Origin of the sequence: Agrobacterium larrymoorei, from assembly GCF_030819275.1 — a bacterium.
GTDB classification, from domain to species: domain Bacteria; phylum Pseudomonadota; class Alphaproteobacteria; order Rhizobiales; family Rhizobiaceae; genus Agrobacterium; species Agrobacterium larrymoorei_B.
Genome location: NZ_JAUTBL010000001.1, coordinates 749,570 through 768,934, shown reverse-complemented (window position 1 = coordinate 768,934; position 19,365 = coordinate 749,570). Strand labels below are relative to the sequence as shown.

Below are 19,365 nucleotides of genomic sequence, written 5' to 3'. Positions count from 1 at the left end.
TGCATAGTCGATACCGATAAGCGTTCTAGTCATGAGCGAAACACCAGAGTCCCCGCCTTCACATCGATTTCCATTTTGTTGTTGTCGCCACCGATGTAACCGGTCCGCAGGCGGTCGATATGCGCTGCAGTGATCGTCAAGCCTTCTGACGTGAAGGTGGCGAGCGCCTGCCCATTTTCGCCGTTGTCATCGACAAAGATGGTGCGATTCGCCACGTGGATATTCTCAGTCTTGAGAACCCCGGCTTCCTGATAAACACGCATGATGAGTGCCGCCAAAGCCGCTTGCTCACCCTTCCTGGCTCTTGCCGCCAGCTCGATTTTTGAAAGGGTGTCGCCGTTGGTTTGCGCCGTGATGGCAAGGTATCCATCGGCCAGCACGTCTTCCATTTCCGCGCGGACGGTATTGATGCTTTCGGCAAGCGCCTTGTCGCCATCGACGCGCGCGGTATCAACGTTGGCAATCTGTGCCTTAGCGGTATCCACCCCGGCACTGACTGTCTGGATTTGCTGCGCAAGAGCGGTTTGCCCATCAAGACGCACGCGGCTTTCCGTAGCAATTTCGCCAAACGCCTTTCCGAGGTTGCGGCGCAGAACCTTCCGCTCACTGAAGCCCACAGCCCCTTCAAGCGAAAAGCCGTCTGCCAGACTGGCGATCAACTGCAAGGCTTGGTCAAGACCGGCCTGCAGTTCTTCCAGACGCCCCGAAATGTCCTTGCGGACCTGTCCAAGACCGACCTCGATATCCGCATTGCCACCGTCGCGGGAGCGAACGGTTATCGGCAATACCCAGCTTGTAGGCCGATCAGCCACAAGCTTGTAGCGGAACTGATAGTCCGTAAGGCTCAAGATGCCTTCCTGAAGAATGGTCAGCGTCTTGTCGGCCGGAACGGTTCGCGTGAAGACGTTGTTCGGCTCCGACTTGATCCAGTATTCAAACTCAATGGCTTGAACCGTGACATCGGTGATCTTCGTCCAAGACAGACGGAAGCCGGGATAGGTCCGGCCATCCGCACCGACGCCGATCACGGGAATGACGGCATAATCCAGAAGCGCGGCCAGGTAGACCGGTTGCGCATTCGGAAGCGGTATCGTCGGCGGAATGACGCCCACGGCCTTATAGATAAGCCCGCTGCGCTCCTGTAGCGACAAGGCCACGTTGCGCGGCCCATCGCTATCCAGCGCCTTGATAGCGCGACTGGACACCATGTAAGTGCCGCGCCGCTTCTCATTCTTGGAATCCCAGTAGACCCAATCCCCAGCTTTCAAATCCTTGAAGCGCGGACGAAGGACAAGTTCGGCGGTCGCCTCAAAGCGGTTTTCGTTGAAATAGATGCTTGCGAGCTGGTTAGCCTGTCCCTTGGAAAACACCATGGGGAAGTTCAACGCCTCGTCACGGTTGCGCCGATCTGCGGCGACATGCCCCGCGTCCGTTTGCTGATCATAGCCAGCAGGCGACCACATGTTGCCGGGTTCCTGATAGGTGCCGGACACACTGTTGACCAGTTCGCCCATCGACCGACGCTTGCGGAAGCGCAACGGCTCGCTGGCAATAATATCCTCATCTGTGAAGGTCGCGACAATCGGCTGTTCAGAACCGATGATCGGCCAAGAGCCTTCGACGCCATCAACCACGATACCGCCGCAAGACAGCATCAGGGAGTCGATATTGTCGCCGTGGTCTAGATCCGCATCGAGCAGGATCGAGCAACGTGCGCGACGTCCATAAAACGTAAATTCATCGCAGATGTTTGCGGCCGTGACATACCTTTCAAAAGGCAGATCGCTTTCCGGCATTCCCATCCCAAGGAACAGGTCGCCGTTCCAGACAAAGCCGCGGCGATAATTGTAATCCATGATGACGGGGTTTTCGGTGTATTCGTAAGTCGAGTAGTCACCCCAGCGATGGTTGCCGTTCCCGCCCCGGCTCGAGTCCTTGCGAAGATCGTAAAGACGCGCGCCCCGAATTTCGAAAAAGAAGTCCGGGAACTGGTTGAGCTTTTCCTGATCGTAGACCAGCTCAACTTTCAGATAGCAGATGCCGGAACCTACATGATCCGCAGTCCACCGGCCGAGCGGGTTACTGTTTGCGATCAGGCCCGCATCGGCCTGCATCTGTGTGCCATCGTAGAAAGTGAAGAACATCCGTCCGGCATAGTCGCCGGTAAGCACCGCGTACCGGCCATCATTGCCGCGCGCTATGTTGAGCTGTGAGCCACCGGCCCAAATCTTCGACAGGCCATCGCAGGGGAAGTCCGAGAACTGGTAAATCTGCTCGAGGTTTTTGTTGGCATCGCCGTAGGTGTTGACGTAGCAATCCTGACCGGCGATTCCAACCGGACCGCACGCCGCTTTCCGGCTGGTGTTTTCGCCATACTCACGGTCGAACTGCGTTCCGCCCGCTTGGCTCTGGGCCTTTTTCGCGGCCCGCTTTTCCATCTTCGCGACGATCAGGTTGAGGCCGAGGCCGATAGCCATCTGTCCGATGGCCGAACCAAGGATTGGCGCGAAAAAGGTAATGACCGGAGCAAAGAAACCCATCACTCAACCCTGAATGCTGCTGTCACGCTCGACAAAGGAAGGAACGCCACCGGCCCATCATGCGGGCGGATGGCAAAGCCGATTGATGTAAAGACGCCGCCTGAATATTCGCCGTCGCGTTCGATAACGCCGATATCGCCCCGGATCGCCTCGACAGCCGCGATCTTCGAAAAGCGGCCCTCGAACGCTTCAGCCAAGTTCGAAAATCCAAACCTGCGCAGCTTTCGACCCGCGCCGATTTCTGTCTTGTAGCCAAGCGCCTGCGGAAACATCCGTTTGCCAATCATGGCTTCCACGACATCATCCGGCAGCATGTAGCAGTCAGACACGCCCCATTCGGGCGGCAATAGTTGATGCTTCGCCACAACCGCGTTGAGGCGCGCTTCCCAGCCATCTATTCGCATTGGAAATCTCTATGTTTTAAGAGCGGTGCGGCCCCACGGCACTTCGACGCGCCCAGCCTTCGCCAAATGCTCAAAGAACTTATCGCCGGGTTTTCGGCGCTGCTGATCGGCCATCGAGCGGTAGCGTCCGTTTCGGCGGCTGTAATCGAGCTGACGGCCTTCGCATCGGCCCGTCAGAACGAGGCCATCCTTGGCGTCTTCCTCATGATCGATAACGTCCAGGTAACCCCGTGCCACCGCCTCGACCTGCAACAGCTCGCCGGTATCGGGGTGGAAATGCACGTCATAGACGACAACCGGTCGGTCGCGATAATCCTCGTCTTCGATCCGAAGAAGAAGATCGGCCGTCACACCATCATCCGGGCTTTCCCCGAGCGTCAGTGTGAAACTTGAACTTGCCGTGGTCCCGGTTGCGCTTGATAACTCGGAAACCTTGATCAGGCCGAACGGCATGAACTCAATGCCTTGCCACACCAATTCCGACCGGTCGGAAATGAAGCCATAAACGCCTGAAGCAAACTGAAATCGCACCGCTTGGCGCGACTTTATCCGGCCCTCATCATAGAGGGCTTGGACTTCGGGGGTCATCATTAGGGAGCCTCCTGAAGCTTGAAAGAGACCGTATATTTTCCGTTCGTTCTAGGCGCTGAAAAGCTGCCGGGAACGGGACGCATCAACAAAGGAACCTTGGCGAACCGCACAGTGGCACCGGCCTGCGCAACAGCGCGGTAGGGCGGCGGCTCGACTGTGATCACGCGGCTAGTGCCGGAACCTGAAACCTCGACGACTTTTCCGACATAGTACCGGGAAAGAAATTCGAGGCCGATCAAATCCATGTCGCCAAGGATCAGGTCGTGGGACACACCGTTAACAGTCAGCTTGTTGCCGTCTGTAACTGAGGCCAACAACCCTTCGTCGTCTGCTGGCGCACGGTTGAGCAAGTGCGCCATCGGATAGCAGATATGAGGGTTGCGAAAGAGAACCCCCTTAGACCGCGTTCCGCCACGAAGAGAAAACCACCAAGTTTCCAAGGCGGAGAAGGCGGAATAATTGAGCGGCCTGGTCACGACACTCGCCGTCCAGAACGGATCGACGTATTGCGTAAAATTGATCAGCTTGCCCCGTGTGGCCGAGGCCGTAACGCCGTCATCAAGCGTGAAATCGACCGTCACATATCCGACTTCTGGAAGGGCGCGCGGAAAGCTTATCGCCATTAGATTTGCCTCCTTTTTTGCGCGTCCTTGACGATTTTGAGAACCTGCGCAGGCAGGGCCGCGTCTCTTTCACGGGCATACTGCATCAGCTTGGCATCGGTATCGGCGTTCCCGCTGGCCTGTATGGTCGTGCGAGCATCGATAGCGATTGAGCCGCCGCCACCCATTTGCGCCATGCTTGGCAGGTTCGGCATTGTCGGGACGCGCGGCATGATCCGGCCGTTAGAATCCGGCACGAATACTTCCGGTCGATGTTCACCAACAACGTAAGGCTGACCCTTGACCACCGGCCCACCAGTTGCGCGGAAGATGCTGCCGATGGCAGAAAACAGCCCGCCAAACAGCCCGCCGCCCGTTCCGCCTTTCGAAGGCTGAAACAGAGAGTCGAAGCCCCGACTTAGCAACATGCTTCCGAACTGCTTGGCGAGGCTCTTCAAGGCATCGCCCAGGCTTTTAGCCCCGGTGATGGCGTCGATGACGCTGCTTTTGAACCCGTCATAGAATTCGCGGGCCGCGTCGTCGGCGCGCTCTTGTTCTTCCGTAACACGCCGAAGGATTTCAGCTTGCCGCGCATAAGCGTCGGAAGCCTCATCAATCTTGGCGCGTTGTTCGGCCGAGAGCTGGATGCTTTCAAGGTCGGTCTGACCTTTGCGCCGGGCTTCCTCCCGCAGATCGGCAAGCGCCGTCTGTCCGAGATCGAGCGCCATGCGCCGCTTTTCTTGCTCCTGATAAGACAGGCCAACAATGCGTTGCTCTTCGATCAGCGCCGCCGTCCGGTCTCGTATGGCCTGAATATCCGCATCAAAGCGGCTATCCGCCGTTTGCTTGACACCCTTGGATCGCCCGCCCGATTTGCTGCGACCTTCAGCCGCCGCCACGTTCTGCGCGGCGAGTGCCTTGATTTGATCGTCAGGAAGAAAACCGCCTTTTTCAGCAAGGTCTTTCTTGATGCTGGCGATTTCCTTTTCTGTGGCGAGCTGTTCCTTGCTCAATTCGTTTTGGCGCTTCGCCTCTTCAGAATAGGCTTTGCCCAGCCGCAACATCTCCTCACCCTGCATACGTGAGGCGGCATATTGCTTATAACCGGCTTGCTGTTGTTCAGACATCGTCTGACCGTTGGCCACAGCGAGCGCGTGACGCGCTTCCTGAGCTTTCGAAACCACCTTTGCCAACGTGTCGAGAAGTGGTGCAAATGCGTTGGCAACGGCCTGAAAATTCGGGTTCGAATTGGCGAGTGCAAACAGTGCTTGCTTTGCATCTTCCGCCGCGATGCTTCCGTTCTTTAGCCCGTCACGCAAATCCTCAAGTTGGCGCAACTGATCGGCCGAGATCGTGTCTTTATCGACGTTCGCAAACAGATGATCGAAGAGATCGATGACGGCATCAGTGGCGGCGGTAATCTCGCTGGCAGCATACGACACTTCCTGCGTTAGGCCATTGACAAGCACCTGATTGATGCGCCCGGTAGCCGCTTCCGTTCTTTCTGCGGCAGCTTCAGCGTCATCCCCCATCTTCGCAAGACGTTCAGAAAACCGCCTTGCGCCCTCACCCGCCTCATCCGAGGAGGAAGCGAATAGGGCGAGCGCCCCCACGGCCGCCACACCGATGACAGCGCCGATGGGACCGGCAGCAGCCGTTAGCCCACCCATGGCCGTAGCAAGCCCCGCCATTGTCCCGGCCGCGCGAAGCGCCGCGATGAAACGGAACGTGGCCGCAGTCGCCAAGCCGAGGCTGGCGATCATACCGGCGATGGTACGACCGACCAACGCGCCCGCGATGATCGAAGCAACTTTAAGCGTGACATCGGCGACCTGGTCGAAATTGTCAGCAAGGGCATTGAGACCGGCAACCAGGCGCGCACTCGCGCCTAAGCTTTCGTCGCTCTGGCCGATGAATTTGGTAAAGGCATTGTTCACCTTCACCATGCCTTGCTCGATTGTCTGCGTGGCGTTCGCAGCCATCTTTTCAATTGAGGGCAAACCCTTCAGGAAGGCTTGGAAAAACTGTTGCCCTGAAACCTTGCCGTCGTTGACCAACTCTTTCAGTTTTGAGACCGAGCCGCCCGCTTCGTCCAGTCCGGCCGCAACCGCCATGAGGATCGGCCGCGCACCTTCGTTGATGGAATTGAACTCTTCGGCCTGTACGCGGGCCTGCCCGAGCAACTGCCCGAGCTGCGTAAGAGAACCGGAAGCTTGCGATGCGGAAGAGCCGGCTACCCGCAAAGCCGTGCCGACACCATCGGAGAACTTCAAAAGATCGGCCTGGCTTGCGCCGAGATTGTCGCTTGCCTGCGCAGCTTTGCCGAACAAGTCGGCCATCGCCGTCAACGGAGCGGCATTCTTTTGCGCGGCCTCGTAAAGCTGATCGAGAACGCCGACTTGTGTTTCCCCGACCACGCCAGCCACAGCCAGACTGTTCTTTGCGGCAGTCCAGGCATCGGCATAATGCGCGACGGAATCCACCGACAATGCGCCGCCAATAGCCAGCAAGGGCGTGGCAATGCTTGCCGCCATGTTACGCCCGATATTGTCTAGCCGCCTGTTTGTTGAAAGCCAGGTAGACTCCACAAGCTTCGCGGTTCTTGCGGTCACGCCATGGACCTTCTGCAGATCCCGCATGAACGGGTTCAGCTCCATGCGCATGACGGCGCGGAGCTCATCAATATCGACGGCCATGATGTTTCCTGTTACGAGGCATTTTAGCGGGAAGTGAATGAGGGGACACACATGCGCGTATCGAGGTACAGGTTGACCGGCTTAGGCAAGTTGGGCGCAATTTTGTTTATCGCGCCTACGCCGATAGCAGCCTACTATTTGCATCAACCGGAATTGAACGCCTTTCAAAAGCGACTACAGGCTGCGGGAAGCCCGGAGTATAATTTTACTCCAAACTTCGATTTGCTCGTCCTGCTTGGTGTCCTCTCACTAGTAGGGGTAGTTCTTCTGCTCATCGGCCGTGAGATCATCACGACCGATGGGTGAGCTTCTGCAACATCGCAAGATGCTCTTCATAGCTAGGGGCTTCAACTTTCTCTTCCGCGCCGTTGGCTTTTGCGAAGCCATCGGCGCAAGCGGCAAATTCCCATAGCATCATGCTGCGCACGTCTTTGGGTGTCACACCCATGACGACGCCGAGACCGAAGAAGACCGAGAAAATCAGACGGTCGACGTCTGTACTTTCCCGGTCTCCAACTTTCCCACCTCTTCGCCCTTCGGCGCGGTCAGTGCGTGATGCAAGATTGCAGCCGCTAATCCGACATTCTCTGTGAGGGGAAATTTCTCGACGTTATCGACATACACCGACACGTTCACAAACGCATCGCCGGGGGTCATGCCGCCCCCGATCAGGCCGAGACGGATCGTTTCGCGGACATCGGCAATGCGCCAGTCTCCGCCAATCCCGCGCAACAGCGCGTAGGTGTTGAAGTCAGCCACAAAGTCCGGGTCTTCGACACCCGAACCGTAATTGTCCGGGTTCGGCCGCTTCGTGTTCGCGGCCTGCGGCTGCACTGCCATAAGCCGCGCGAAGATGGTGGCAGGTCCGGCATCGCAGGCGGACTGAAGCTCTTCCAGTCCACCGAGGTCAAGGCGAAAGTCGCGCAACTTACCGCCCAAGGGAAGCTGAATTGTTTGCGCCATTAGTTTGCCGCCGCAACCCACTTCACTTCGCCGTCAGACTGCAAAGCGATGGTACTGGACACGTAGCCCTTACCTTCTTTTGCAATACCCAGTGAAGTGATGATGAAACGCCCAGCATACCAGCCGCCGCCCTTGGCCTTCGGTAGGTCGAGCAAGACGCGCGTATTGATGGGTTCGCCGGACAGCTGCTTATCGCGCAATTTCGCGAAGCTTTCAGGGTCCATTGTGCCTGCGCCGTTAATGCTGGCCGAAAGCGTATCGACCGAGCGAAGAACCCAGCCAGGGGCATCTGGTGCCGCGCAGTTTGGTTCCGTCGCGTCCGTCGTCGTGGCCTCGATTGTAAAATCCTGCGAGGTGTTGATCGTGCAGGAATGGGCAAAATTTTCCGGCGTCGCCCCGTCGCCGAATTGCGTCAATAGTTTCTTAGTCGTCGCCATGACGAACCTCCAATGATGGATGATGAAGAGGAAGGGTTAGGGTTTCGGCTGGGTATCGGCCGAGACTTCAAGCCGCGCACGACGCGTTACGCCGTCCGGTTCGCGGAGGTATCTCACGCCCTCGACACGCAATCCGTCGAGAACATGCCCCTCAATTTCTAGGGGTTTCTCGTGCAAGCCGTCGCTGAGCGCCCCGGCTATGCGCTTGACTTCGGGAAAGCCGACTGCCCGTGACCAAACATTGACGTAGAAAGTCGTGGTTGAGCGGTCGAAACATTCCTCATCAATTGGAACGCGTCCGCCGTCACCAAGAGAAACGTATGGGAACGCCGCGCCAGTCTCGCTTTCGCGGTCTGCTTCAGGCGGAACATCGTCATAGACACGACCACCCAGCTCTGCCGATAGCGCACCGATCCGCGCCACAAGCGCGATTTGAATAGCAAGGCCGGGGTCGCTCATGTCTTCCCCGCCGTCTTCAGCCCCCGCCGAACCGCCGCCCGCACTCGCCGCTTCGCCTTCTTTTTCGTGGCATAGATCGCGGGATAGAAGAATGGATTTGGCGGCATCTCTTCCGTTCCGAACTCTTGCGCAAGCGCATAATCATATTCAGGCGAGTTACCTTTTTCAGTGTCCCGAACCGGCTTCGTCGTCGCTGGTCCACCGGCCTGAATGACGACACCGATCTGAGGATCTGGAAGCGCCGAAGAACGAATTGTGCCAGCAAGGGTCAAATCGTCTTTTGGAGCGAGCGACCTTTGCAGCATGTTGGTCTCGCGGGCCTGCAACACCAGTTCGGCTTTTGCCTGCTTGCGGATTTCTGCCGGTATTCGCTCGAGGCGGCGACGCATCTTTTCAAGTCCGATGATTTTCACGACGCCACCCCACTAACCACCGTCAGAAAGACAGCATCATTCTGCGTCACCACATCAGCTTCGCGGATAGCATACACCGTCCCGCGCCGTGCATCGCGCACTTGCCAAGCGGTCGTGATCAACGTGGTTTGACTGTCTTTGCGCAGTTTAACTTTAAAAGACGCTTGACCGGTCAATCCGTCGCCGTTAACCGCCTCCGACCCGCGAGAATAGATAAATGCCGCTCGTCGCTCGAATTGCTTCTGAAAATCAGATTGCTTGTTACCTGCGCCGTCATCGGTTTTCTCACGCTTTTCGAGGACGACGCGCTCACGTAAGCTTCCGGCTTTAACCATCGGATTCAACCTCTGCCGCCGATCCACGCGGCGGGTTCACCGCCACGGCTTTTTTCGCTGCAATAGCCTTGTTGGCACAATCGCGTTTCACGGTTCCAACCCATCCTGCCGGGTAGGCCGTTGTAGCAGCACCAGCCGCACCAGGGATGCGGTAATCAAAGCTCTCTGTAAACCGCACGTGGGCCATCACGCACCCCTTCTAAAATTGACAAGCAGAGAATCGAATTCGGTCCACGGCGCGGCGGTCACGTTCTCTCGATTTTGATAACTTGTTGCAACGCGCAGAAGTATCGCAGCCCGAACCTCGCAGGGGACTGCATCGACGTAGCCAGCATCTATTGTGAGCTTAATCCGCTCCGCATAATGAGCCACAGGCCAGACTTTTCCAGCCTTCGGAGCAATCTGCGCCTCAAGCCCGTCATGCAACACGCGATAGGCGTCAGTGCTGAGCGTCTGCGCAGCGCCAGAACCGTCAACATAATTGATGACCGTAACGGCGTTCGCCGAAATAGGGCCATCGGGGAGCCGACTAAAATCCCGCCACCCGTCGCATTCGCAGGTCAATGTTTGGGGCAGCAGGCGAATGTTGCAATAGGTCTCAACATACGCCGTCGCCTCACGGATCATCGCCGTCAGGTCGTCGTCGTCGTCCTCATGGTTGATGAGCAGCCGCGCCTTTACCTCCGCGAGAGCGACCGCTAACGCATTCGGCTCTTTCGCTTCCGATGTCGCGGCGTACCACATCAAGCGCCCCCTGATTTTGCCAAGGCCTCAGTCAGATCGGCGACCTTTTTGCGCAGGTCCTCGCGATCGGTATCGCAGGCCACAAGAGCCGAAGCATTCGTTTCGGCGCTGGTTTTAGCCTCCGCAAGCTCCGCCTGAAGTGGAGCGAGAGAAGCTTCCGCCGCTTCAGCGCGAGCTTTCATCACGGCCAGCTCTTCGAGCAGCTTGGCATTTTCCCCGGTCAGCTTCTTAAGGCTGTCCTCCGTCTCGTCAGGCGTGAACTCTTCCGCGATACCGGCCTTGATGAGGCGCTTCGCCTCCTTGTCAGGAAATTCCGGTGTGTCGCCGGGAGCAAACGAAAAATCCGCACCCGCCAAGCCTGTAAGTATCTTGATTTTCATGTCGTAGCCTCCATCGGTTTTGTTAGCGGGCGCCTAATCGCGCCCGCTCCGCAAAGCCGAAGATTATGCGGAAGTCTTCATGTGCTTGATGGCTGCGGTGTCGCCCAATTCGCCATCGAAACGGATGAGACCGGCAATACCGACCTGCGGCCAGAAGCGCTCACGAAGGACGCCGATGACCGGCGCGCCGACCTTTCGGACAAAGTATTTGGAGAAGTCGCCGAACAGCATGAAACGCGTGTTGGCGGCGATCTCGGGCATATGCTGGTTGATCGAGTACGGACGACCGTTGAAGCTCGTCGGAATACCCTTCTGAACATCGCCCTGCTGCCAGAGATAGTTACCCTGCCCGTCCTTCAGCTTTCGGGCGATGACCAAAGTCTTGTCATGGAACATGTAGCGGCACTTCGGCGATGCGCGGTAAGCCGGATCGATGGAATGCTCCAGGTCCATCACATTGTCCCAAGTGAAGGCCGAAGCGGTCGCGGTCGTAAGGCCCAGGCTGGAAGCCGTAAGCACACCGTTCGGCGCGGAGTTGCCCGTTCCTACGGTGAGCTGACGGTTGCCGATGCGGCCCAGCCGTTCGCCAATGAGCGCGCCGAGCAATTGCTCCATATTGAAGATCGAGTCCGCATCGAGCTCGAATGACCACTTCACGAATGGCGTCGAGTACACGAACGCATCGAGCATCTTTTGACCGAACTCGACATCGCCGCTGTTATCGTCGGCGATGGGATCGCCTTCCGCCTTAGCTGCGGCCTCCTTGCCAGTATCATCGACAGTCGGGACCGTCATCGGGTTGCCGCCCGGAGTGGTGATGACTGTACAAATATTTTCGTCGTAAAGAGGTCCCCATGCCTTCAGGGATTTGATGATCTCGTTCGCAAGCTCTTTTGGAACGGTATATCCGCCAGCAGCCGCAGAACCCGCAACCTGCGTGCGGGCTTCGAATTTCGTAGCGCCGTTGCGAAGGACGGCCCTTTCCTCGGTAGTCAACTCGGATGGATCGCCACCGCACACGATCTTGGCAAAGACGCTGCGATACTCGATTTTCCCGTCTTTCGGTTCGTCGTCTGCACGATATTCAGGTGTATCGCGCAGGGGCCGCATAGAGGCACGGCGCTCGTCCTCACGCTTCTCGAGAGCAGCAAGGCTCTCTTCCCTTTTAATCAGGCCTTCCAGCCTGTCGTATTCCGCCATTGCGGCGTCATGCTGGCCCTCAAGTTCCTTTGCGCGGGTTTCTTCCGTATTCTCAGCGATGCCATCCAGGCGTTCGCGAGCTTCCGTTACAATGCGCGCCTGCTTGTCACGCAGTTCTTTCAATTTCTGCGACATCAATATCTCCAGTGATGTGGGAAGGGAAAAGGCAGCGCTACTTTCGCAGCGCGAGGTCCATGCCGAGCTTCATCCGCAGGCGTCGCGCCGGAAGAGTGGATCGGGTCTCAGAGGCGGCGCGGGCATAGTCCCGCGACCGCAGAGCGACAGAGGTTCCGGCGTAGGCTGGGTTTGCCACGATGGAAACTTCGTAAAGTTCGACGTTGAGGATGCGGCGGCGCGGCGGCTCAACCGTAAAATCCCATTTTTCGGAATAGGTATCCGGCACCCAGAAGCCGAACGACATGCCGGATATGTCGCCACGGGTGATCAACTCTCGCACATCGCGACCGTGCGACGTGTCGGGCAGGTCGATTTCCACCGAGAGCCCTTCGGAGTCTTCGCTCATGCGAAGCGTTCCGCTTGACTTTCTTCCTAGGATTTGGCCGGGGTTGTGCTGGTAGAGTGCCAGCACATCGTTTCGGGTTAATGATCGGGTGAATGCGCCGGGCTCGATAATTTCTATGAACTCTTGCGCAATGTCGGTTTCCTGCCCGAAGACCGCAGCGTATCCCGCGACGGTCATTTTCTTTCCGTCAGACCGGGTTTCAACCGGGCTGATCAGGGCGCGGGTCTCGCGCTCAGTCTTGCTTGTCATGGTCCACCTGCTTGTTGTCGTTATCGTCATCAAGCGGTGGACCGCCGTTATGGCCCAGCGCTGCACTGTTGGTGCCGATGGGAACCGTCCCGCTTTGAATATGTAGGCGGTCAGCAGCGGGATCGCTGTTCTTCGGACGGCCCTCGATTTCGCGAGCCTCGTTCGGTGTAAGAAGGGCGGCGTTCACACCAGCAGCAAGAGCGCGAAGGCGGCTGAGATAATCGCCGCGCATCAGGCCGTCTAGATTATGCCGGATGTATCGGTTGTTTGAGAACCTGCCGAAGATTTTCAGATTGCACTCACTCTCGAAAGCGATAGCCCACTGACTGATGATGTGTTTGACCAGGTGCAGGTCGTTTTGCTCCACATTCGAAAACGTGGCGCGGGAAAGGTCCTGAAGGAAGTTTGGCGGTATCTGCCAGGCGCGGGCAATCTCTTGCACCTGATAGAGCCGAGCTTCGGTCATTTGCCCCTTTTCGGGGTCATAGCCAACCTGCGTGATCTTGTAGCCAGCCGGAAGCTGAATGAGCGGCAAGTTATCGTTTCTTGCTGCGTCAACCGCCCTCTTCACGTCGCCACGCGCTCGTTTCATTGCGTCGGCGTTGGCAGGCAATGGACCTTCCAGCGCCAGAGGTGGAACACCCCCACCTGCAAAGAAATTCGATGCATAGTCATTCATCGCTAATGCAAGCTGAATGGCTTTTTCAGCCATCGCCACCGGCCCACGATGATTGACCATGTTCCGCTTCAGCATGAACGGGATATCGATCACGTCTGACGAAGGGTATTCCTTGCCGTCAAACTTGTAGAAAAGTTTGCCACCGCGACGAACAACCGAACAAGACCCCGGATCAATTGGCCAGATGGCTTCCAGGCTTGCGCCCTTACGCTCAATCCAGGCTAGGCCGCGCCCGCCGGTGAAAACTTGCTCCCAGAAGTAACGACGAAACTTTGACGTATCCATTTCGTCGTTTGGGTTTTCCTCAATAACAGCCGCCAACTTACCGCCTAGGCGAACCGGACCTTCCTTCTGCGTCCGATAAACATGCAAAGGAAGAGAGGCGAGTGTGCGACTGAGAAACAATACTGCAGCCTGTACCGCAGGCACTTTCAAGGCGCTCTCGATTGTGACTGACGGCAAACTGCCGCCCATTCCGCCGACGCCGAAAAACTCCATGAAGTTCTCAGAGCTGACGGGGACAGACTGCGACTCCAATGAGGCAGCCCGCTTTTCCTTCTTCTTTTTGGAACTCATCAGGCCACCATTGTAAATTCGGGGTCATCCCACGGCGAAGCGACCGGGGCAGCAGCGACCGGGCCGACTTCCATCAATTTGATTGCGTTGAAAAGCGCGCAAAGTGGATCGATTTTCGCTTTGCCCGCCGTTTCCTTTGTGATCAGGACTGCATTACCGCGCTGCTCTGCCTTGGCGTTACCCACACAGAACGTCATCAAGCCCTGCCCGCCATGCCAGAAGGTTCTATCTTTCAGCTTGCGTTCAAGACTCCATACAGCCGACGACAACCGGAAGCCCTGCGGCACTGACGTGACTAACGGTCGGCCAATGCCATAGCGTGCCAGTTCATCAACCATTGCCCCCACGCCTTGAGGATCGAGGCCGATACCGTACTCGTCCGGCAAAAGCCCTGCATCGCGAACCCGTTTGCAGATCTCCACCACGCCCACGATATCTGCCGTGGCATCGTCGCAGAACGTGAGCGACCCTTCTTTCTCAGCGTCGGTCAGGCTGGATGCGATGTCCTTGCGCAGATTAAGAACATCCCTTTGACACCAGGCATGAACCCAGCAGAGCCAGTCTTGCGTGAGTTTATGCCGCCCGAGTACAGCAAGCCCAAGAAGGTCATCCAGGCCACCGCCGTCAATGCCGACCGTTGCCACTTCGGATTGCTCAAGAAGGTATTCGAGGCTGACAAGCTTCGGCAAAGCCTGCGGCTTCCAGAAATGCGAACCGCGCCAACCCCCAAGAGATTGCCCCACTTCGACATTCAGGTGCTGGGACGCAAAAAGCAGAAGGTCGGACAGCCCCTTTTCCTCGGCGGCTGCAAGTTCATCCAAAAGGAATGCTTCATCCACCGACCTGTTAAGATTGGGATTGACCATTCCCCACGTCTTCGGATCGCGCCAGCCGTTGTCATTCGCCACCTCGAAAGGCAACTCGTAGAGAACCGGCAGGAGCGAGCGTTTCAGGTTTCCGTCGCGGACCTGCCGGGCAATATCCAATTCGGATTTGAAGACGCCCGCTGGTGGCGCTTTCGATTGCGTGGTGATGATCAACAGGAAGCCATCAGGACGCGCGGCAAGCGAACCGCGAATTTCCGTCATGAGGTCCGCAGCCTTCGGCTTCTGCGCAAAGACGTGCAATTCATCGATCAGGATGAACGTCGCTTTGCTACCAGTGATAACGTCCGCTTCCGCTGCCTTGATGACGATGATGGCACCGGAAGTGCGGTGCGTGATCGTCTTCTGATGCACTTGCGGATGAAAGAGGTCCGTCAACTGCTTGTCGAGCTTGATGATGCCGAGCGCCTGCCGGAATGCGATCTCCGCAATCTTCTTCGTCGGCGCGATCAGCAGCAATTCCGCCTCTGGCCTCATGTTGAGGATGGCAGCAGTAACGATGATCGCAGCGGCTATGGAACTCTTGCCGTTCTTCTTGGGAACCAACAGGAAGAATTCACGGATCATTCGCCGCTTCGTTTCAAGATCGAACGATCCAAAGATTGCCCTGACGAGATCGAAAACCCATTCGTCGCAGGCTTCGCCATAGGTGGGTTGCCCGATGACATCGGGCACCCGAAGACGCTTGAAAACCCTAAGCGCTTTTTCCGCCTCCAGATTGTAAAGCGGGAGGTCGGGTATCAGTGGCTTGCGTTGAGTGATCCGCTCTTTCCAGTCGGGGCAGGCAGTAGACCAATCACGCTCCACCTTCGCCGCCGAACTGAGAGCCGCCATCAGTTCATCCGGCCTCGGAATTGAAGATCGTCACCCCAGGCATCACTCTGTTCCGCCTCCTCTGCGGCAATGCGGGCCTGTTCCTTTTTCCCGACCTTATCGGGCTTCGGCTCTTCGGCGTCGTCGCCTCGAAAATCACGCTGGGCCACCATGGCGTCGTTCTTTTCGATGACGCGGGACAATTCCTTGAACGCACCGATATTGCCGCCCATGGCAAGCTCCCAAAGCTTCAGTGCGCGAGCCGCCTCCATCTGATCACGCGCAATCGAGCGCTGCCCAAGCACCTGAAAATAATTCTTCCTCAAAGTGGGCTGCGAAATCTTCATCGCCCCGGCAATGCGCTCGTTGCTCCAGCCGAAAGCCAGTAACATCTTGACGCGATTGATGTTTTCCAAAGTGGCAATATGGGAGGGCCGCCCACGCTTGCCCTGCCCATCGGGAATCGGCGTCCCGAACAGGTCGAAATTCTGATCCATCAGAAAAAAATCTCCGCATGAGAGGGACGGCGGTGATAGGCCGGTCGGCCGTTTGAAGATCGAACCCACCCCCCCTTTGCGGGTCAGGTGATGCCTGATGCTCTTGCCCTTCGGGCTTTAGCCGTCTTCGTGTTGTGACAAGGCTGACACATCAGTTCAATGTTCGAAGGATCGAGCGAAGCGCCGCCGTCCTTACGCTCATGGATATGATCACCGATGATGAGACCCGTAGCACCGCAGCGCTGACACTTGTTGCCCCGCTGTCGCTTGATAGACTTGATCAGATCGCGCCATTGCACTGACTGATAGAAGCTCTCCACTCTCTTAGGCGGGGAGCCGATGCGATCCGGCAATCTGCCGAGCCGCGAAGGGAAAGAGGAAAGCTTGCTCATATCCTCAATGCAAAAAGGCGACCGGGTTAGGGTCGCCTTAGAAATCTCATAGCAGTAGCACTGACCCTGAATCGGTGTCTCATTCGAGAGAGACTGTCAGGGCTGGGTCCGGGCGCGAGCGCAACCGCCACTAAGAACCGGATCGACCATGCGCATCTTGTACTCACACTTTCTCAAGCGTGACAAGGGGCATGTTAAAGACCTCGGGCTTTCCGAAAATGGGAATGCTTACGACCGCATCGCCATTGCCTGCACCTGCAAAGGCTTCAATGCGAACTTCGTATCCAACGAACGGCCCGCTGGTAATGCGGACCTTGTCGCCCTTGTTGAACGTGCCTGCGTTACGGTCCCAATCGTATTCGCCGCTCCGCGCCATGTCCTTGAATTTGTTGATGGCATCCTCAGAGAACGGTACTGCCCTTTCAGCGTGCATCACGATCTTCTTGACGTGTTCGAAGCTCAAGATACCTCGCATAGCCTCGCCAATGCGTCGGCAGAACACGAACACTAGCCCGTTAAAGACCGGCATCAGCGACGGGGGAATGCGCTTCCTGTTGCGCTTCCGTTCCGGCCCCATTCGCATCGGCACACATGCTTCGATACCGGCTTCCAGCAGCTCTTTTTCCACAGCGTTCTCACGACCGAAAGCAACCTGCACGATGATCCAGCTAGAATCACCGTGCGCATCCGCTGCTGCCTTGCTTGCCGATTCGCGTTCGCGCGCCACCTGCGCGGCCTCTGTCGCGATCCTGTCCAGCTTCATAAGCCCCTTCAATGAGACGTGGCGGGAGATATCGTTGAACCTATGCTGCATCATCTGTCCGCCCCTCGGTTATCTGTTGCTCGAATTGCGCCCACGCTTCCACAACCGCCATATCCAAGTCGGTGACTTCGGCTGGCACCGGTGGGAAGAACAGCCAGTCAACGCCATGCGGCACTGCCGGAAACGGTAAGCCCTGCTTATCGAAGAACTGCCGCCATGCTGCCGCTAGTTCGCTGTCGCGTCTGGTGGTGTCGAAGTCTTCCGAAACCCGGAAGACTTGAGGCGGTACTGTTGCGCCTTTACGGTCGCCTGCACGCTCGTCCATCGTGCTGACCTTCGGCCAACCGTACTTGCGGCGGCGATCCGCAAGAATGCGTTCGGCTTCTTCGCCACCCTTATCGACAATCTGTCGGAGCATGCCGGGGAGCTGCGGCAAGGTCTGCGAAATAGGCTTGAGCAGTTCGGCGCATCGTCCGGCGTGCCAGGCGCGTGTGTAAGGCCCATGCACCACAGGGGCGGCCACATCGGACTTAGGATCGTCCAGCTTCTCCCAATCCCGGCCCGTCAGGTACGGCCCGGCCCAAGGGACTTTGACGCCCTTCGTGGCGTTGGCCCGTTCGATGTAGGTGGGCGATTTGGCGATGCATTCGGCGCGCTGTTCCGGTGTCAGCAGGAACCACGCCTTTTCGGCAGCATAGGCGCTGTCCACTTTCCGCGTCGGCCAATCCCCGTACCAACGCTTGAAGGCCCGCGCTACCGCTTTCGGGTCTTCTTCATTCTTCAAATCAGCTTCGCGCGCATCTCCCTCTTGCTGATTATCAGTATTTTCTAAATATGAGTTATTACTATGTGCCGATTTTTCCGGCGACGGCAAAACCGGCGACGGCTTTACCGGCGACGGCATTTCAGGCTGCGGTAAAGATGCAACACTTTCGCCGCCGCTACTATGGGATGCCGCGCGCGGTTCATCGAAGATAACCAGCGCCGTTGCGCTGAAACGGCCCTCGTCGCGCGTCTGTTCGCGCTCCGCATAACCGCAGTCAACAAGCTCCGTCAGCATCTTGCGGGCCTTGTCGCGCCCGCAATTGCCCTTCTTGATGATATCGCCGATGACGATGGTCCAGTTGTCCGGCTTCGACAGCAGATAGCCAAGAAGCCACCGCGCATCCATGGAAAGCCGCGTGTCCTCGAAAACGTGGTTTGGAACGGTCGTGTAGCGCGCATTGCGCACGCCGCGCCGGATAGTGGCTTCTGCGCTCATTGCAGGCCACCTTTCCGCACTAGCGACCGCATGAAGCCACGCATGGCGTTTACGGTCATGGCGATCTGTGCGGGCGGCTGTCCGTCGTTGTCACGTGTCGAAAGCAGGAGCGAAAGCTCCAGTTCAAGAAGCTCAACGCCTTGCATAAAACCCGCCGCACGCAACACGCGGCGGATATCAACCTGACTGCGATAAAAGACGAAACTCGGCACATGAAGCAGCCATTGCGCCCGCTTCGCGTCTGTTTCGCAGTCTTCCAATATCTCGATAATTGGCAGCATCCCCGTCATGCTCGCCCCCTTTCTTTCCATACCTCGAAGTCAGAGCGCAGATCGATAAACGCCGCCTGCGCTCGCTCTTCCTTGTTCAGTTGTGTCTTGCTGGTAATGCCGATCAGTTGTTTCATGACCATGTCGGCGTGGTCCTTGTTGTGGATCGCACCGCAGTCACGCGAGCGCCGTTCTAGGAACCGGTGAAAAAGCGGCTGTCCGCAGAGAATCGCCGCATTTGCCGCGAAATCACCGTCCCTCATTTGCCGCTGCTGCTGTGGCGGTTGTTGCGGCTGCGATGCCCTGCCACTTTTCAAAGCTGCGATTGCGCGGCGACGCAGCTCCAGCAGCAGAACGATGTTTGCCAGCGCTCCGCTGATCAGCTCGATTTCGTCGGGCAGGGCTTCGTCATGGATCGTGCAGAGGACAACGCTTTCGCCCGTCGCACGGAGCGAAAGGATATGTGTCTGCTTACCGTCAACATCGAATGACCAGCGGTCGCCCTTGGCGCGCTGAACGATGTCCTCCAGGCGCGCTACCTTTTGTTTCTCGCGCTCACGTGCGGCCTGCGCTGGCGTTTTCATTCAGCCGCACCTTTCGCCGACCGATGCAAAACGCCGACGAAAATAATTCGGACATTTATTACCGATTGGTCTTGCAATTCGGAATAAAATGTCCGAATATCGAAATCAGGA

General features: G+C 57.4%; 24 protein-coding genes. All 24 read right to left on the bottom strand.

All coding sequences use genetic code 11. From position 1 onward, the window contains the following. Positions 1–29: 29 nt before the first annotated feature. Positions 30–2,540 (bottom strand): phage tail protein, encoded by a 2,511-nt coding sequence (locus QE408_RS03525; protein ID WP_306928585.1) that lies wholly within the window; start codon positions 2,538–2,540, stop codon positions 30–32. After that, on the bottom strand, positions 2,540–2,944 hold the full coding sequence (locus QE408_RS03520) for a DUF6950 family protein (protein WP_306928584.1): 405 nt from the start codon (positions 2,942–2,944) through the stop codon (positions 2,540–2,542). The genes QE408_RS03525 and QE408_RS03520 overlap by 1 nt, the downstream gene beginning before the upstream one ends. A 9-nt stretch (positions 2,945–2,953) precedes the next feature. Further along, entirely contained in the window at positions 2,954–3,535 is a 582-nt protein-coding gene (locus QE408_RS03515; RefSeq protein WP_306928583.1) for a DUF2163 domain-containing protein, read from the bottom strand. Next, positions 3,535–4,158: a hypothetical protein gene (locus tag QE408_RS03510; RefSeq protein WP_306928581.1), complete on the bottom strand. Its 624-nt coding sequence runs from the start codon at positions 4,156–4,158 to the stop codon at positions 3,535–3,537. Before QE408_RS03510 ends, QE408_RS03515 begins: the two co-directional genes overlap by 1 nt. After that, positions 4,158–6,833: a tape measure protein gene (locus tag QE408_RS03505; RefSeq protein ID WP_306928580.1), complete on the bottom strand. Its 2,676-nt coding sequence runs from the start codon at positions 6,831–6,833 to the stop codon at positions 4,158–4,160. The genes QE408_RS03510 and QE408_RS03505 overlap by 1 nt, the downstream gene beginning before the upstream one ends. Positions 6,834–7,122: 289 nt before the next feature. Next, a complete protein-coding gene (locus QE408_RS03500) occupies positions 7,123–7,281 on the bottom strand; it encodes a hypothetical protein (protein WP_306928579.1) in 159 nt (52 codons plus the stop codon). A gap of 32 nt (positions 7,282–7,313) precedes the next feature. Continuing rightward, complete coding sequence (locus QE408_RS03495) at positions 7,314–7,796, bottom strand: gene transfer agent family protein (protein ID WP_306928577.1); 483 nt, start codon at positions 7,794–7,796, stop codon at positions 7,314–7,316. Continuing rightward, positions 7,796–8,233, bottom strand: coding sequence for a phage tail tube protein (locus QE408_RS03490; RefSeq protein ID WP_306928575.1), 438 nt, complete (start codon positions 8,231–8,233; stop codon positions 7,796–7,798). Before QE408_RS03490 ends, QE408_RS03495 begins: the two co-directional genes overlap by 1 nt. Before the next feature lie 36 nt (positions 8,234–8,269). Then, positions 8,270–8,692: a DUF3168 domain-containing protein gene (locus QE408_RS03485; protein WP_306928574.1), complete on the bottom strand. Its 423-nt coding sequence runs from the start codon at positions 8,690–8,692 to the stop codon at positions 8,270–8,272. Further along, entirely contained in the window at positions 8,689–9,105 is a 417-nt protein-coding gene (locus tag QE408_RS03480; protein WP_306928572.1) for an HK97-gp10 family putative phage morphogenesis protein, read from the bottom strand. The genes QE408_RS03485 and QE408_RS03480 overlap by 4 nt, the downstream gene beginning before the upstream one ends. Further along, entirely contained in the window at positions 9,102–9,440 is a 339-nt protein-coding gene (locus tag QE408_RS03475) for a head-tail adaptor protein (RefSeq protein ID WP_306928570.1), read from the bottom strand. Before QE408_RS03475 ends, QE408_RS03480 begins: the two co-directional genes overlap by 4 nt. Further along, complete coding sequence (locus tag QE408_RS03470; protein ID WP_306928568.1) at positions 9,433–9,627, bottom strand: hypothetical protein; 195 nt, start codon at positions 9,625–9,627, stop codon at positions 9,433–9,435. Before QE408_RS03470 ends, QE408_RS03475 begins: the two co-directional genes overlap by 8 nt. Next, the gene (locus QE408_RS03465) at positions 9,627–10,184 is read right to left on the bottom strand and encodes a head-tail connector protein (protein WP_306928567.1); all 558 of its coding nucleotides are present in this window, start codon (positions 10,182–10,184) and stop codon (positions 9,627–9,629) included. Before QE408_RS03465 ends, QE408_RS03470 begins: the two co-directional genes overlap by 1 nt. Further along, entirely contained in the window at positions 10,184–10,564 is a 381-nt protein-coding gene (locus QE408_RS03460; RefSeq protein ID WP_306928565.1) for a hypothetical protein, read from the bottom strand. Before QE408_RS03460 ends, QE408_RS03465 begins: the two co-directional genes overlap by 1 nt. 63 nt (positions 10,565–10,627) lie before the next feature. Beyond that, positions 10,628–11,899: a phage major capsid protein gene (locus tag QE408_RS03455; RefSeq protein WP_306928563.1), complete on the bottom strand. Its 1,272-nt coding sequence runs from the start codon at positions 11,897–11,899 to the stop codon at positions 10,628–10,630. 37 nt (positions 11,900–11,936) lie between these two features. Then, positions 11,937–12,536: an HK97 family phage prohead protease gene (locus QE408_RS03450; protein WP_306928561.1), complete on the bottom strand. Its 600-nt coding sequence runs from the start codon at positions 12,534–12,536 to the stop codon at positions 11,937–11,939. Next, on the bottom strand, positions 12,520–13,791 hold the full coding sequence (locus tag QE408_RS03445) for a phage portal protein (RefSeq protein WP_306928559.1): 1,272 nt from the start codon (positions 13,789–13,791) through the stop codon (positions 12,520–12,522). Before QE408_RS03445 ends, QE408_RS03450 begins: the two co-directional genes overlap by 17 nt. Further along, positions 13,791–15,509 carry a terminase large subunit gene (locus QE408_RS03440; protein WP_306928557.1) on the bottom strand — a complete coding sequence of 573 codons (1,719 nt, stop codon included), beginning with the start codon at positions 15,507–15,509 and terminating at the stop codon, positions 13,791–13,793. Before QE408_RS03440 ends, QE408_RS03445 begins: the two co-directional genes overlap by 1 nt. After that, positions 15,509–15,985: an AraC family transcriptional regulator gene (locus QE408_RS03435; RefSeq protein WP_113265452.1), complete on the bottom strand. Its 477-nt coding sequence runs from the start codon at positions 15,983–15,985 to the stop codon at positions 15,509–15,511. Before QE408_RS03435 ends, QE408_RS03440 begins: the two co-directional genes overlap by 1 nt. Positions 15,986–16,068: 83 nt before the next feature. Beyond that, positions 16,069–16,377, bottom strand: coding sequence for an HNH endonuclease signature motif containing protein (locus tag QE408_RS22935; RefSeq protein WP_113326214.1), 309 nt, complete (start codon positions 16,375–16,377; stop codon positions 16,069–16,071). A gap of 163 nt (positions 16,378–16,540) precedes the next feature. Then, positions 16,541–17,104 (bottom strand): transcription termination/antitermination protein NusG, encoded by a 564-nt coding sequence (gene nusG / locus QE408_RS03430; RefSeq protein WP_306928556.1) that lies wholly within the window; start codon positions 17,102–17,104, stop codon positions 16,541–16,543. Between the two features lie 76 nt (positions 17,105–17,180). Beyond that, positions 17,181–18,401: a helix-turn-helix domain-containing protein gene (locus QE408_RS03425; RefSeq protein ID WP_306928554.1), complete on the bottom strand. Its 1,221-nt coding sequence runs from the start codon at positions 18,399–18,401 to the stop codon at positions 17,181–17,183. Then, positions 18,398–18,691: a hypothetical protein gene (locus tag QE408_RS03420; RefSeq protein WP_113265448.1), complete on the bottom strand. Its 294-nt coding sequence runs from the start codon at positions 18,689–18,691 to the stop codon at positions 18,398–18,400. The genes QE408_RS03425 and QE408_RS03420 overlap by 4 nt, the downstream gene beginning before the upstream one ends. Beyond that, positions 18,688–19,254 carry a hypothetical protein gene (locus QE408_RS03415; protein WP_306928551.1) on the bottom strand — a complete coding sequence of 189 codons (567 nt, stop codon included), beginning with the start codon at positions 19,252–19,254 and terminating at the stop codon, positions 18,688–18,690. Before QE408_RS03415 ends, QE408_RS03420 begins: the two co-directional genes overlap by 4 nt. Positions 19,255–19,365 lie beyond the last annotated feature (111 nt).